This is a genomic window from Streptomyces pristinaespiralis (assembly GCF_001278075.1).
GTDB lineage: Bacteria > Actinomycetota > Actinomycetes > Streptomycetales > Streptomycetaceae > Streptomyces > Streptomyces pristinaespiralis.
Genome location: NZ_CP011340.1, coordinates 8270650 through 8283790, shown reverse-complemented (window position 1 = coordinate 8283790; position 13141 = coordinate 8270650). Strand labels below are relative to the sequence as shown.

Below are 13141 nucleotides of genomic sequence, written 5' to 3'. Positions count from 1 at the left end.
TGCGGGCGTCAGCGCAGGCCGGTCTCGAAGGCGTAGATGGCCACGTGCACGCGGTTGCGCAGCCGCAGCTTGTTCAGCAGGTTCTGCACATGGGTCTTGACGGTGTGTTCGGACAGCGTCAGCGACTGGGCGATCTCGGTGTTGGACAGTCCGCGGGCCACCAGGTCGAGGATCTGGCACTCGCGGCCGGTGAGCTGCTCGGGCGGCACGTCGGAGACGGTGGCGGCGGCCCGGGGCCGGGGTGCGGCCTTCTCCGGCGTGGCGGCCGGGGCGGGTTCGGTGGTGGTGGGGGGCAGCGGGCCTCGGGTCAGCGAGTAGCCGGCGGCGGCCAGTGAGACGGCGGCGGCCAGCTGCTGGGAGGTGGTGGAGTGGGGCAGATGGCCGTGCAGGACGGCCGTGGTCCGGCCCTTGGGCTCGGCCCCGCCGACGGTGAGCACCCGTATGCCGGGGTCGACCTCGCGCAGCAGCGCGTCGGCCTCGTGCGCCTCGCGCAGCCCGTGGACGACGAGCACGTCGGGCGCCTGGGCCCGCAACGCTGCCAGGGCCCGCGGGCCGGGCTCGTCCTCCCCTATGACACTGATGCCGCCCTGCCCGTCGAGCAGGGAGCGGATCCCGGCCCGGGCGAGCGCGTCACCGCCGACGAGGAACAGCCGCACTCCCGGTGCGGCGGTCGCCCCGCCGGGCAGCATGCGCAGGACGGAGGCCTTGCCGCCGTGCGCGGGCGCCGTCCGGCCGAGGCCGGTTCCTGCTTCCGTCATGACCCGCCCCCTGTGCCGCACTTGTGGTCGTCAAGCACGATCACGCTATCCGCCGCCGGTGGGGCGGCCCGGGCTTCTCCAGCCGGCTTCGAGAGGGCGCTGAGCTGTTCAGGAGTCAGGGGCCTCGCGCGGGGTGCCGACCACGGGGCCGGGCAGAACCGCTCGAGGCCCGCTCGAGGCGCCGGGCCTGAAGGCGGGGGCGGGTTGACCGGGCCGGGCGGGCGGTGGTGGTATCGCGCTCCACGACGAGGGCATGGGACGATCATGGAGACATTCACCGGTCACGGCGACCGGCTCGCGGCATTCGGCAACCAGCTGATCGCGGTCCATCTGTGGCTGCGCGAGGAACTGGCGCGGCTCGCCGACGACGTCGACGCCTTCCTGGAGGGCGGCGAACGGCCGCGGGAGCTGCGGGCCCACTGCCTGACGTTCTGCTCCGCGGTGCGCCGCCACCACACCGAGGAGGACGACGCCGCCTTCCCCGCGCTGGCGCAGCAGTTCCCGGAACTGCGGCCGGTGCTGGAGGAGTTGGAGAACGACCACCACACGGTGGCGGACATCCTGCGCCGCATCGAGGAGCTGCTGGGCGGCCTCGGCACGGGCGAGGGCGCGCTGCCCGCGCAGGAGGTGCGCAAGGAACTGGACGGTCTGGCGGCCCTGTTGGAGTCCCACTTCGTGTACGAGGAGAAGAAGATCGTCACGGCCCTGAACGGCCTGTCCGCGCCGCTGCCGGGCGGCGTGGTCCTCCAGGACGTCATCCAGGACGTGTCCGGGCAGGAGTAGCCGGGGGCGGGCGGCTGCGGTGGTGTCCGCCGGGCGGCCGTGTCCTCACGCTGATGCCGGGGTTCCGCCCCGGCCCGGTCCGGTCGCTCGCGCCGGAGCCCCGGCGCTTCCGGTGCCGACCCGGCGCGGCCCGGCCCGGTCAGTGCTGGTGGTGCGCCATCGCCGCCAGGAAGCCCGGGTCGAGCATGGTGCGGGCCGAGGTGTCGTCGGCCGGGTCGAGGCCGGCGTCGTGGCAGGCGACGGACAGCAGGTAGCGGCCGCCGAGCGCGGGGTGCGTGGCGAAGGCCCATTCGCCGCGGGTGGCGGGTGAGCCGTCGGGGGCCAGCAGGCGGCCGCTGCGCAGGCCGAAGCCGAACTCGGTGAAGCCCAGGCGCATGCCCTGGCCGAGGGCCTTGGTGTAGGCCTCTTTGAGGGTCCACAGGCGCAGGGTCTGGGCGGTCTGTTCGCGCTCGGGCAGCGGGGCGAGTTCGGCGGCCTCCGTGGGGGTGCACATCTGGGCCTGGAGGAGGTCGAACCGCATGCGGCGGTCGGCCGGTTCTGCGTCGACGCCGATGCGGCCGTGGCGGCTGAGGCCGACGGCCATGAGGTCGCCGGTGTGGGTCAGGCTCAGGTCGATCTGGTCGAAGCCGCGCAGGTAGGGGCGGCCGCCGAGGCGGTAGGCGAGGTCGAGGGTCTCGGGGTCGACGCGCAGGGCCGCGGCCGCGGTGTGTTTCATCAGCAGCCGGGCGGCGACGAAGCGGAAGCGCACCGTCGCATCGGGGATGCGGCGGTAGCGGGTCCAGTCGCGGCCCAGCAGCCGGCGCAGGCGGGGTGCGGTGAGCGCGGCGGGCAGCCATTCGCCCCAGGTGGTGTGCACGACCGCGTTTCCCGTCCGGGTCAGGTTCTCGTGCACGCCCTGCCACGGCCCGGCGGGCCGGGGCACGTGGATCGGTGTGCTGATCCTCTGCTCGTTCATCGCTTACCCCTCCCGAAGGCGGCCGGTCGTGCCGGCCCCGCCCTGGCCGGTCTGTCAGCCGGCGAGCCGTGTGTCGTACAGGTCGAAGCTGCGGTGGTCCCGGTAGCGCGCGAGCACCTCTTCGAGGACCGCCTTGGTGGTGTTCCCGGGGAGTTCGGGGACCGGGACGCCGAGTCTGCGGCCGATGCGGGTGAGGGCGAGGACGGCCCATGCCGGGTCGGACAGGAAGGTGCCGGTGCCGTCCTGGCCCTGCCACACGCCCAGGCAGGCGGCGGCCGCGAGGACCAGGGCGTAGCGGTCGGCCAGGGCGCAGACGCGGGGGTCGACGAGTGCGGCGTGGGTGATGTCGGGGAGGGCGGCGCACTGTTCGCGCAGGGCGCGCATCTCCTGGACGAACGCGTCGGCGAGGTCGGCGAGGGCGGCCCAGGCGTCCGAGGTGGTGCGCAGGGGGGCGAGGCGTTCGGCGGTGCCGATCAGGGACGCGGTCAGGACGTCGTCGCTGCCGGTGAGGGTGAGGGCGCGGTAGTCGAAGGCGGGCAGCGGCGCCCGGGGCAGGAACAGCCGGCCGGCCGGTTCGTCGGTGCGGAACCAGGAGCGGCGGGCGAGGGTGGGCAGTTGGGGCACGATGACGGCCTGGCAGGCGGCGGTGCCGGCGTGGCCGAGTCCGGCGACGGGCAGGTCGCGGACGAGTTTCTGGAAGCCGCCGTAGCGCGGGCCGCGGTCGTAGCCGTGCGCGCCGAGGACGGTGGAGAGCTCCTCGAGGTCCTCGCGGAGCAGGTCGGGCATGGTCATCTTGACGGCGGCGGCGAGCAGGTGGGAGCTGTCGGGCAGCAGGCTCAGGGCGCGCAGTCCGGTGACGGCCATGCTGTCGCAGGCGAGCAGGTCGGCGAAGACGCCGGCCAGCACGGTGTGCCAGCGGCGGGGCGGGACGCCGGCGGGCCGTCCGGTGACGGCGGCGCGGACGGCGAAGCGCAGGACGCTGTCGACGCCGGCGACGACGGTGGCGGGGATGAGGCAGCGGTTGACCTGGTAGGTGCGCAGGGCGAGCGGGACGCCGTCGCCGAGGTCGCCGACGAGGGTGTCGGCCCCGGCGGGGCAGTCGGTGAACTCGAGGCCCGCGAAGCGGCTGCCGCGCATGCCCGGGGTGAGGGCGCGCGGCAGCCGGCGCAGGCCGCCGGGCGGCAGCCGCTCGGGGTCGAGCAGCAGCACGGAGTGGCTTCGTGGGCCGGTCGAGGACGCCGTACGGGCGTACATGACGTAGGCGTCCGCCCGGTCGGCGTTGATGACGACGTCCTTGCGTCCGGACAGGACGAAGCCGCCGTCGGGGGTGGGTCGTGCGGTGAACTCGTCGCGCAGGATCGCGTTGGCGTGGGCGAGTTCGTGGTGGAGGATCGGGGTGCGGCCGCCGGCCAGGAGCACGCGGGCGGTCGCTTCCCGCTGTGCGGTGTCGCCGGCCGCCCAGACGGCGGAGGCGCCGAACAGCGAGGTGATGCCGTGGCCGAAGCCGAGGGCGACGTCGCGGCGGAAGAGAGGGCGCAGGACCTGGGCGAGGAGGTCGGGGCGGATGAGGCGGCCGCCGAGTTCGTGGGGGACGAGTTCGGCGGTGAGTCCGGCGTCGGTGAGCAGCGCTTCGGTGGCGGCGGGGATCTCGCGGCGGTCGTCGGCGTCCAGGAGGGGTGTGTAGCCGTGCGGGTTGCGCGGGTCGTCGGGGTCGCCGAGGAGGTTCTCCAGCCAGGCGGCCCGCTCGGCGGCGCCGGGCGGGGCGCCGCCGTGCGCCCCCGGGCCCGTGGCGGGCCCGGGGGTGCTCGGTCGGTGGCCCGCCGCTGCCGGGGCGGGCGCGGTCACGGGTGCGGTCACAGGACGCGGACCGCGCTCTCCGCGTGCTTCTTGGCGAGGGCGAGGGTGGCGCCGCTGTTGCGGCCCAGGGCCTCGCGGACGTAGCGGCGGGCGGTCTGCACGTCGGCGTCCGGGCCGAGGACGGACTCGATGTTCTCCGGGCGCAGGACGACGCTGTGCTGGGAGGTGACGGTGACGCCGGTCTCGTCGGGGACGACGGACCATTCGCCGGTGTGGGCGGCCATCAGCAGCGGGGTGGCGGTCTGCTTGTAGACGATGCGTCCGGCGTGGGGGAAGCAGACGCGGACGGACTCGGTGGTGTGGGTGGAGCCGTCGGCGGTGACGGTGTCCATGGCCATGACCTGGACGCCGGGCTGGTCCTCCGTCAGCTCCAGGCGGGAGACGTGCGGGACGAGCTGGGGCCAGTCCGCCACCCGGTAGAGGAAGTCGTAGACGAGTTCGGCGGGGCCGTTGACGCGGACGGAGTCCTCGAAGGACAGGACGAGGTCGTCGAGCTGGGACCAGCGTTCGGCGAGCCGGCTGAGGTTGTCCAGTTCGGCGCGGCTGTTGGTGTCGGTGGCGCGTTCGACCCAGGCGACGTCGTCGGCGGCGTCGCCGGCGACGGTGAAGTCGTGCAGCAGGGTCAGCTTGGACCGGTTCGCGTCGAGCGGTTCGACGATCCAGGTGCCGCCCATGGACTGCACCGGGGAGGCGGGCAGTTCCTGGCGGAACTCGATGCGGCGCCGGGCGGGGTCGAGGACGCGGCGGGAGGTCCAGGACTTGACCTGTCCGTTGGCGGTGGCCCACATGCGCAGGCGTTCGCTGGCGCCGTCGAACTCCAGGCGTTCCACGTGGACGTTGGGCGGGAAGAACAGCGGCCACTGGACGGCGTCGGAGATCAGGCCGTAGACCACGCCGGCGGGCGCGGCCACGTTCACCTCGTGCGTCGTTGCGTGCACTCGCTCAGCGGACATCTTTTCTCTTCCTTCTTCAGACGTTGCCCAGGCCGCCGCAGACGTTGAGTGCCTGGGCGGTGATGGAGGCGGCGTGTTCGGTGGTGAGGTAGCCGACCAGGGCGGCCACTTCTTCGGGGGTGGTGTAGCGGCCGAGGGGGATCTTGGCCTCGAACTGCTCCTGTACGTATTCCTCCGTGGTGTCCCACGCGGCGGCGTAGCCCTGGCGGACGCGTTCGGCCAGCGGGGTCTCGACGTAGCCGGGGCAGACCGCGTTGACGGTGATGCCGGCGGGGGCGAGTTCCTTGCCGAGGGCTTTGGTGAAGCCGACGACGCCGTGCTTGGAGGCGGAGTAGGGGGCGCCGAGCAGGACGCCCTGTTTTCCCGCGGTGGAGGCGATGTTGATGATGCGTCCCCAGGTGGCGTCGGCGAGGCCGCCGTTCTTGAGGACTTCGCGGGTCAGCAGGAAGACGCTGTTGAGGTTGGTGTCGATGACGTCGTACCAGAGTTCGTCGGCGATGTCGGCGGTGGGTCCGCCGCCGCTGCGTCCGACGTTGTTGACGAGGACGGTGACGGGTCCGTAGGTGTCCAGGACGGTGCGCACGAGGGCGGCCACCGAGTCGCGGCAGCGGACGTCGGCGGCGGCGCCCTCGGCCTCCAGGCCTTCGTCGCGGAGGTCCTCGACGGTCTGTTTGACCTCCAGGGCGGTGCGGGCGCAGATGAAGACGCGGTGGCCGCGGCGGCCGAGGTCGCGGGCGACGGCGAGGCCGATGCCGCTGGTGGCGCCGGTGACCAGGGCGACCGGCGGCGTCGCCGGCGACGGTGCGGTCATCGTTGTGCCTCCTTGTGCGGTGCGCCGACGGTGCTGTCGACGGTGTCCCGGTCCGCTCGACGGCCGGACGAGGCCCGCTCGAGAAGGGACTCAGGTGTGCTGTGGGGCTGGTGCGGTGCTGTCAGGGACAGCGGTCGCAGGGCCTCGTCGAGGGCGCGGGGGGTGAGCAGGCCGCCGTGGGCGGCGAGGTAGCCGTCGGGGCGGATGAGCGCCCAGGCGCCGGAGGCGAGGCCCAGGGCGCGGCGCAGGGCGCCGTCGGGGTCGGGCAGGGGGCGTGGGCCGGGGGTGGTGGTGTCGCCGACGGTGCGCACGGACAGCCAGGCGCCGTGGCGGGCGGCGGCGTCGGTGGCGGTGCGGACGGGGGTGCCGGCGGCGGTGTGGGCGCCGGGGGCGACGAGCAGGGTCCAGCGCACGTCGCGCAGTTCGTCGGCGAAGGCGCGCGGGCCGGGCGAGGCGGGTTCGCGGGCGGTGGCGGTGGCGGCGCGTTCGCCGGGGGCGGGCACATGGCGGTGCCTGGGTACGAACACGGGCGCGGCGACGGGCGCGGCGACGGGGACGGGTTCGGGTCCTGCGCCGGTGGTCAGCGGGCTGGTGGCGTAGTCGATGCGCAGTCCGGACATGCCGCCGAGGACCTTGCGCTGGATGGCGCGGCGCAGCGGGGGCACGGCGCGTACGACGGTGAAGACGGCGGGCAGGGCGAGGGAGGCGAGGGCGTTCTTGAGCTGGACGAGGAAGGTGGCGGTGCGGGTGGAGCCGAGGAGCTGCTTGCCGATGGGGACGCGTTCGGTGCTGTAGGTGTCCAGGAGCGCGGGGCCGGCGTGGCCCTGGTGGACCATGGCGAGTTTCCAGGCGAGGTTGTAGGCCTCCTGGATGCCGGTGTTCATGCCCTGTCCGGAGGCCGGGCTGTGGACGTGGGCGGCGTCGCCGGCGACGAAGACGCGGCCTTGGTGCATGCGGGGCACCATGCGCTGCTGGAAGGTGAAGACGGAGACCCATTCGGGGTCGCCAACGTGGACCTGGTGGCCGAGGCCGGTGGTGAGGCGGTCGGCGATGCGTTCGGCGGCGCCGGCCGCGTCGGGGGTCCGGGGGGCGGTGTCCAGCAGCCGCCAGTGGCCCGGGCGGGCGTAGGGCACCATCATCATGGCCTGTTTGCCGGTGTGGACCCAGTAGATGCTGTCGGGTTCGAGGTCGGTGCGTACGGGTGCGTCGGCCAGCAGCCAGGTGTCGCGGCTCTCGCCGATCAGGGGCAGGCCGAGCTGTTTGCGTACGGTGCTGTGGCCGCCGTCGCAGCCCACCAGCCAGGGTGTCTCGCAGATCTCCTCGGTGCCGTCGGCGTGCCGCAGGGTGGCTCGTACGGTGGTGGTGTCCTGCTCGAGGCCGGTGAGCCGTACGCCCCATTCGATCTCGACGCCGAGCCGGGCGACGGCGTCGCGCAGGACGGCCTCGGTGCGGGTCTGCTCGATGATCACGGTGTAGGGGTGGCGGGTGGGCATGCTGCGGTAGTCGGCCTCCAGGCGCACCAGCCGGCGGCCGGAGGCGAACATGGTGAACGCCCGGTTCTTGCGGCCGGCTTCGATGACGGGTGCGGCGGTGCCCATCTGGTCGAGGGTTTCCAGGGTGCGCGGGTGGACGGCGACGGCGCGGCTGGTGCGGGCGGGGCCGGTGGCGGCGTCGACGAGGCGGACGCGCAGGCCGCGGCGGGCCAGTTCGTGGGCGGCGGTCAGGCCGACCGGGCCGGCGCCGGCGACCAGGACGTCGGGCCGGCGGTCATCGGACACCGGCCGCCTCCAGCGGGGCGGCGGCGTCCTCGGTCTCGTACATGGCGGGTTCGGCGGTCACCAGTGGCTTGAGGTCGGCCACGATGGCGCGGAAGCCGTCGCTGCCGACGGCGGCGCGGTGTGCCTCCGCGCTGTCCCAGACGGCGATCTCGAGGTGGACGTTCCCGGCGCCGAGGGCGCGCAGGTTCTGGTGGCTGACGTAGCCGGGCTGGGCGGACATGTAGGCGGTGAGGCGGGCGCGGACGGCGAGGAAGGCGTCGTGGTCGCCGTGCACGGTCAGCTTGTTGACGAAGGTCACCATGGGTCGTCTCCTTGCGGAAGGGGTCGCCGGCGTGGGCGGGGTGTCAGGCGGCGGCTTCTGCGGCGGCGCGGTCGCGCAGCCGGCGGCGCAGTTCCTGGCGGCGGGGTTTGCCGGTGGGGGTGCGCGGGACGGTGTCGAGGGCTTCGACGCGGCGGATGCGTTCGAAGTGGGCGAGCCGGGAGTTGGCCTTCTCGGTGATCGCGTCGAGGACGTCGAGGACGGCGTGGGCCGCGTGCTGCGGGGGCCCGGGGGTCTCGCGCAGGACGATGCCGGCCCATACGACGGCGCCGTGCACGGCGTCGGGCCAGCCGACGACGACGCATTCGGCGACGCGGGGGTCGTCGGCGATGATCCGTTCGACGGCGGACGGTGAGACGAGTTCGTTGTCGTACTTGAAGACGTCGCCGAGCCGGTCGACGAGGTGGAGGACGCCGTCGGCGTCCTGGTAGCCGATGTCGCCGGTGGAGAACCAGCCGTCGGCGTCGATCGGTGAGGGTTCGTCGTCGTCGAGGTAGCCGGCCATCACCTGCGGTCCGCGGACCTGCACTTCGCCGGTGGCCCACACGTCCGCCACCTCGCGCGAGTCGAGGCCGACGATGCGGGACTCGGTGCCGGGCAGGGGGTGTCCGACGGCGCCGGGACGGGTGTCGTCGAGGCGCTGGTTGTGGGACAGCGGGGAGAGTTCGGCCATCCCGTAGCCCTGGACGACGGGGACGCCGAGCAGTTGGCTCAGCCGGCGGGCGGCGGCGGGCGCGAGCGCGGTGCCGCCGGACAGGACGGCGGTGAGCCGGGGCAGGGCGGGGACGGCGTCGGGGGACGCGGCCGGTCGCGGGTCGGCGGCGAGGCGGTGCAGGCGGGCGGGGAGCCCGTAGTAGTGGGTGGCGCCCGTGCGGGCGGCCAGCGCGAGGGAGGCGAGGGGGTCGCCGTCGGGGCACAGCACCTGCGCGGCTCCGGCGCACACGGCCGAGTTGAGGTGCATCACGTGGAACAGCGGCAGGTGGTTGAGGGTGACGGAGTCCGGGCCGAGGCCGTGGGCGAGGGCGATCTGGTGGGCGTTGGCGACCAGGTTGCGGTGGGTCAGGCGCACGCCCTTGGGACGGCCGGTGGTGCCGGTGGTGAACTGCACGCACACGGTCGCCGACAGGTCGGCCGGTCCGTGGGCGGGTGCGGCCGGCCCGTCGTCCGCGCCGTGCAGGGCGACGTGGAGCGGGGTGGCGTCGGCGGGGACCACGCCGTCGTCGGCGTCGGTGACGACGATGGTGTGCAGGCGGGGCAGTTGCTCGCGCATCTTGGTGAGCAGTTCGGCGGTGGCGCAGGGCACGAACGCGATCTCGATCGCGGCGGCGGTGAACACGTGCCGCAGTGCCGCCTCGCCGATGAGCGGGTTGACCAGGGCGATGGTGCTGCCGCTGCGGCTGGTGCCGTAGTAGGTGGCGGCGAACGCGGCGTCGAGGGTGTTCGCCACGCCGACGGTGGTGCCCGGCCGGCCGGTGGCGCGCAGGAGGTAGTGGGCGACGCGGTCGGCGCGGGCGTCGAGTTCGGCGTAGGTGAGGGTGTGCTGCCCGCAGGTCAGGGCGGTGCCGTCGGGGTCCCGGACGGCGGCCTGGCGCAGCAGTCCGTCCAGGGGCAGTTCCGGGTGCGTGAATCGCGGCACGGCGTGGTCCTCCTCCGGGTGGCGGATGCCGCGACCGGCCCGGCCTGCCGGGAGGGGCACCAGCGCTGGCAGGCACCGGTCGGGTGTCGGGTGCCACGCTGTGCGGCGGCGCTCGAGAAACCGTGGAAGTCCGCTCGACGGTCCCTCGGCGGTGCGCGGACGGGCGGCGGAGCGGGCGGCCGGCCGGGGGCGGGGCGGCCGGCGTCGCGGGGCGGGGCGGCCGGCGTCGCAGGGCGGGGCGGTGGCCGGGTGCGAGCAACGCTCCAGCGGCGTGCGGGCGGGCCTCCATCGGGACCGGCCACGTTGGGCCGCGTACGTCCTTGCCTGCGCAGGGATCCGGGCCGTGTCGCGACGTGCCGCCCCATCTGGCGGCCGGCGCCGCTTCGCGGACACTCCCCCGGGCCCCGCGTACGGACCGATTCGCCACCCGATGGGGGTTTGACGCATGACGCAGACGACGATCGACCGGCCGGGGGTCTCGGCTCTTCAGGAGGCCGTGCAGGGCGCGGCGGACCGGCTGGTCCAGGCCGGTGCGGCCGGCGTGCAGTTCCGGGTCACCCGGGGGGACAACTCCTTCGTCGTCACCTCGGGGATCGCGGAGCTGGGCTCGGACCGGCCGGTTCCCGCGGACGGCCGTTTCCGTATCTCGTGCATCACCAAGCCGTTCGTGTCCGTGGTGGTGCTGCAGCTGGTCGCCGAGGGCCGCCTCGACCTGGACCGCACGGTGGAGAGCTACCTGCCGGGGCTGCTGCCGTACGGCGAGAAGATCACCGTCCGGAACCTGATGCAGCACACCAGCGGCCTGTACAACTACATGGACTCGTTCCAGAAGCCGGGCGACCGGTTCCTGCGCGACCGCTACAAGCACTACGAGCCCGAGGACCTGATCGCGATCGCGGCGGCCAAGCCGCTGGAGTTCGAGCCGGGCACGAAGTTCGCGTACTGCAACACCAACTACTTCATCGTCGGCCTGCTCATCAAGAAGATCACGGGCCGCTCCTACCGCGAGGAGATCACCGAGCGGGTGCTGGAGCCGCTGGGGCTGAAGGAGACGACGCTGCCGGGCGACGACCCGAACATCCCCGGGCCGCACGCCCGCGGCTACATGCAGATCGGCGGCGAGCCGGTCGACGTGACGCTGATGAACCCCTCGGAGGCGGGCTGCGCGGGTGAGATCATCTCCACCACGGCGGACCTGGACCGGTTCTTCACGGCCCTGTTCAGCGGCGAGCTGCTGAACGAGCCGGAGTTCACCGAGATGACGACGCCGCTGCCGCCGGAGATGATCGAGAACCTGCCGATGGGCATCGGCTACGGCCTGGGCATCATGAAGCTGGAGAACGACGACGACCTGGACCTGTGGGGCCACGGCGCCGGCATCCCCGGCTACGCCACGTTCGCGGCCACCACCCGCGACCGATCCGCCCGGGTGCAGCTGTCGTTCACGATCGGCGACAAGGACTTCGGCCCGGAGGCCGAGCAGGCCGTCATCCGCGGTGTCAACACCGCCCTGTGCTCCTGAGGCCGTGATGACGGACCAGGTGAGGAAATCGGTCGTCGTCACCGGCGGCGGCACGGGTATCGGCGCTGCCACGGCCCGCGCTTTCGCGGACGACGGTGCGCATGTGCTCATTGTCGGACGCAGTGAATCGACGCTGAAGGAAACAGCGGACGGGCACGACCGGATTCGAATTCTGGTCGCCGATGTCCACGACCACGACGCGCCGGATCTCATTGTCCGGACGGCGCTCGAGGAATTCGGCCGTCTCGATGTTCTCGTGAACAATGCGGCCGTCACCGGATTCGCGTCCCTGGACGGTCTGGAACGCGAATCCGTGCGTCGGCAGTTGGGCACCAATCTCCTCGCGCCCGTATTTTTGACGCAGGCGGCCCTGGACGCGCTCGAGGAGGCCGGCGGGGTCGTGGTGAACGTCAGCTCGGCGGGTTCGCTGGGCCGCCGGGCCTGGCCGGAGAACTCGGTGTACGGGATGGCGAAGGTGGCGCTCGACTTCCTGACCCGCACCTGGGCCGTCGAGCTCGCGCCGCGCGGCATCCGGTCGGTCGGTATCGCGCCCGGTGTCGTGGACACCGGTGTGGGGGTGCGGGCCGGGATGCCGGCGGAGGCCTACGAGGCGTTCCTCGCGCAGATGGCGGAGCGGATCCCGGCGGGCCGGGTCGGCCGGCCGGAGGACATCGCATGGTGGATCGTGCAGTTGACCCGGCCGGAGGCCGGGTACGCCAACGGCACGGTCGTGGCGGTGGACGGTGCGCTGTCGGTGACCTGACGCCGCCGCGTCGCGCACCTGGAGCGGCCCCCGGGGAGTTCTCCCCGGGGGCCGCTCCCTTGTCCGGTCCTGCCGTCGTTTTGTCTGCCGGGTGCTCTCAGCGGGCGACGGTGGCGGTGACGTAGCGGACGGGGACGTCGATGCGGATGAGGCCGTCGGCGCCGCGCAGGGCGTCGAGTTCGCCGGTCAGGCGGGTGCGCAGGGCGGCGGCCTCGTCGGTGGGCAGGTGCTGCCACAGCAGGCGCATGCCCTGGGTGTGGGACCACTCGACCCAGTCCTCGCCGCTCGCGGCGGTCATCTCCACCACCTCGTCGGTGATGACGGTGTCGGTGAATCCGGCCTGCCGCAGAGCGGCTTCGAGGTCGGCGGGGTCCTCGAGCCAGGAGTGCAGCTGGCGCCGCAGCTGCTCGGGGTGCCAGGCGGGCGGCAGGTGCTGGAGCAGCGACATGGGGATCCAGCGGCTGAACAGCGGCGGCAGGAAGGGGAACTGGTCCTTGTGGAAGACGGGGCTGGTGAACGCGATTCGGCCGCCGTCGCGCAGCAGGTCGGCGTAGCGGGCGAGGGCGGCGCGGGCGTCGGGCAGGAAGATGACGCTGTAGCTGCCCAGGACGAGGTCGAAGGACCGGGCGGGCAGGTCGGGGTGTTCGCCGTCCATGACCCGCAGTTCGACGTTGTCGATGCCCTGGCGGCGGGCCTCCTGGCCGGCCTGTTCGATCATCGCCTCTGCGATGTCGATGCCGAGCGCGTGGCCGGTGGGGCCGATCCGGTCGGCGGCGGGCAGCAGGGTGGCGCCCAGACCGCAGCCGACGTCGAGGAGCCGCTGTCCGGGCTGCGGGCGGGCGTGCTCGACGAGCCGGCGGCCCATGGGGGTGAAGAACTCGACCCCGAGCCGGTCGTAGGCCGCCGCGGCCTTGTTGAAGGCGGCGGTGACTTTCGTCTTGTAGGTGGTGGCGGTGTCCACGGTCAGCTCCGGGGGTGGTGGCGGCATGGATCTGTTCAGGGTGAA

At 73.4% G+C, this 13141-nt stretch carries 12 protein-coding genes; 3 read left to right on the top strand and 9 right to left on the bottom strand.

Annotated elements, in window-relative coordinates; translation table 11 throughout:
- Positions 1–8 precede the first annotated feature (8 nt).
- Positions 9–758 carry a response regulator transcription factor gene (locus SPRI_RS39815; protein WP_005321842.1) on the bottom strand — a complete coding sequence of 250 codons (750 nt, stop codon included), beginning with the start codon at positions 756–758 and terminating at the stop codon, positions 9–11.
- 264 nt (positions 759–1022) lie between these two features.
- Here SPRI_RS39815 and SPRI_RS35475 point away from each other — a divergent pair, with 264 nt between their 5' ends.
- Complete coding sequence (locus SPRI_RS35475; RefSeq protein ID WP_063805319.1) at positions 1023–1541, top strand: hemerythrin domain-containing protein; 519 nt, start codon at positions 1023–1025, stop codon at positions 1539–1541.
- 139 nt (positions 1542–1680) lie between these two features.
- On the opposite strand, the gene SPRI_RS35470 is transcribed toward SPRI_RS35475, so the two are convergent.
- From SPRI_RS35470 to SPRI_RS35440, 7 genes are read right to left on the bottom strand one after another with little or no spacing between them, the layout of a single operon-like run.
- Complete coding sequence (locus tag SPRI_RS35470) at positions 1681–2496, bottom strand: 4'-phosphopantetheinyl transferase family protein (protein WP_005321838.1); 816 nt, start codon at positions 2494–2496, stop codon at positions 1681–1683.
- A 54-nt stretch (positions 2497–2550) separates the two neighbouring features.
- Positions 2551–4353, bottom strand: coding sequence for an acyl-CoA dehydrogenase (locus SPRI_RS35465; RefSeq protein ID WP_005321836.1), 1803 nt, complete (start codon positions 4351–4353; stop codon positions 2551–2553).
- A complete protein-coding gene (locus tag SPRI_RS35460; protein ID WP_005321832.1) occupies positions 4350–5306 on the bottom strand; it encodes an aromatase/cyclase in 957 nt (318 codons plus the stop codon). The genes SPRI_RS35465 and SPRI_RS35460 overlap by 4 nt, the downstream gene beginning before the upstream one ends.
- Before the next feature lie 16 nt (positions 5307–5322).
- Positions 5323–6117 (bottom strand): 3-oxoacyl-ACP reductase FabG, encoded by a 795-nt coding sequence (gene fabG, locus SPRI_RS35455; protein ID WP_005321830.1) that lies wholly within the window; start codon positions 6115–6117, stop codon positions 5323–5325.
- Positions 6114–7895, bottom strand: coding sequence for an FAD-dependent oxidoreductase (locus tag SPRI_RS35450; protein ID WP_106428501.1), 1782 nt, complete (start codon positions 7893–7895; stop codon positions 6114–6116). Before SPRI_RS35450 ends, fabG begins: the two co-directional genes overlap by 4 nt.
- Complete coding sequence (locus SPRI_RS35445) at positions 7885–8196, bottom strand: antibiotic biosynthesis monooxygenase family protein (RefSeq protein ID WP_005321822.1); 312 nt, start codon at positions 8194–8196, stop codon at positions 7885–7887. The genes SPRI_RS35450 and SPRI_RS35445 overlap by 11 nt, the downstream gene beginning before the upstream one ends.
- A 43-nt stretch (positions 8197–8239) precedes the next feature.
- Positions 8240–9850 carry a class I adenylate-forming enzyme family protein gene (locus SPRI_RS35440; RefSeq protein WP_053556623.1) on the bottom strand — a complete coding sequence of 537 codons (1611 nt, stop codon included), beginning with the start codon at positions 9848–9850 and terminating at the stop codon, positions 8240–8242.
- Positions 9851–10295: 445 nt separating this feature from the next.
- On the opposite strand from SPRI_RS35440, the gene SPRI_RS35435 reads away from it, so the two are divergent.
- Both SPRI_RS35435 and SPRI_RS35430 read left to right on the top strand, forming a co-directional pair.
- Entirely contained in the window at positions 10296–11372 is a 1077-nt protein-coding gene (locus SPRI_RS35435; protein ID WP_005321820.1) for a serine hydrolase domain-containing protein, read from the top strand.
- 7 nt (positions 11373–11379) lie between these two features.
- On the top strand, positions 11380–12135 hold the full coding sequence (locus tag SPRI_RS35430) for an SDR family NAD(P)-dependent oxidoreductase (protein WP_037775609.1): 756 nt from the start codon (positions 11380–11382) through the stop codon (positions 12133–12135).
- Between the two features lie 97 nt (positions 12136–12232).
- On the opposite strand, the gene SPRI_RS35425 is transcribed toward SPRI_RS35430, so the two are convergent.
- Positions 12233–13096 carry a class I SAM-dependent methyltransferase gene (locus tag SPRI_RS35425; RefSeq protein ID WP_005321818.1) on the bottom strand — a complete coding sequence of 288 codons (864 nt, stop codon included), beginning with the start codon at positions 13094–13096 and terminating at the stop codon, positions 12233–12235.
- Between the last annotated feature and the right edge of the window lie 45 nt (positions 13097–13141).

Bases quoted from the DNA above. Each gene is read 5' to 3' on its own strand.
- SPRI_RS39815 (WP_005321842.1), bottom strand. From the start codon at position 758: ATGACGGAAGCAGGAACCGGCCTCGGCCGGACGGCGCCCGCGCACGGC.
- SPRI_RS35430 (WP_037775609.1), top strand. From the start codon at position 11,380: ATGACGGACCAGGTGAGGAAATCGGTCGTCGTCACCGGCGGCGGCACG.
- fabG (WP_005321830.1), bottom strand. From the start codon at position 6,117: ATGACCGCACCGTCGCCGGCGACGCCGCCGGTCGCCCTGGTCACCGGC.
- SPRI_RS35475 (WP_063805319.1), top strand. From the start codon at position 1,023: ATGGAGACATTCACCGGTCACGGCGACCGGCTCGCGGCATTCGGCAAC.
- SPRI_RS35445 (WP_005321822.1), bottom strand. From the start codon at position 8,196: ATGGTGACCTTCGTCAACAAGCTGACCGTGCACGGCGACCACGACGCC.
- SPRI_RS35435 (WP_005321820.1), top strand. From the start codon at position 10,296: ATGACGCAGACGACGATCGACCGGCCGGGGGTCTCGGCTCTTCAGGAG.
- SPRI_RS35470 (WP_005321838.1), bottom strand. From the start codon at position 2,496: ATGAACGAGCAGAGGATCAGCACACCGATCCACGTGCCCCGGCCCGCC.
- SPRI_RS35460 (WP_005321832.1), bottom strand. From the start codon at position 5,306: ATGTCCGCTGAGCGAGTGCACGCAACGACGCACGAGGTGAACGTGGCC.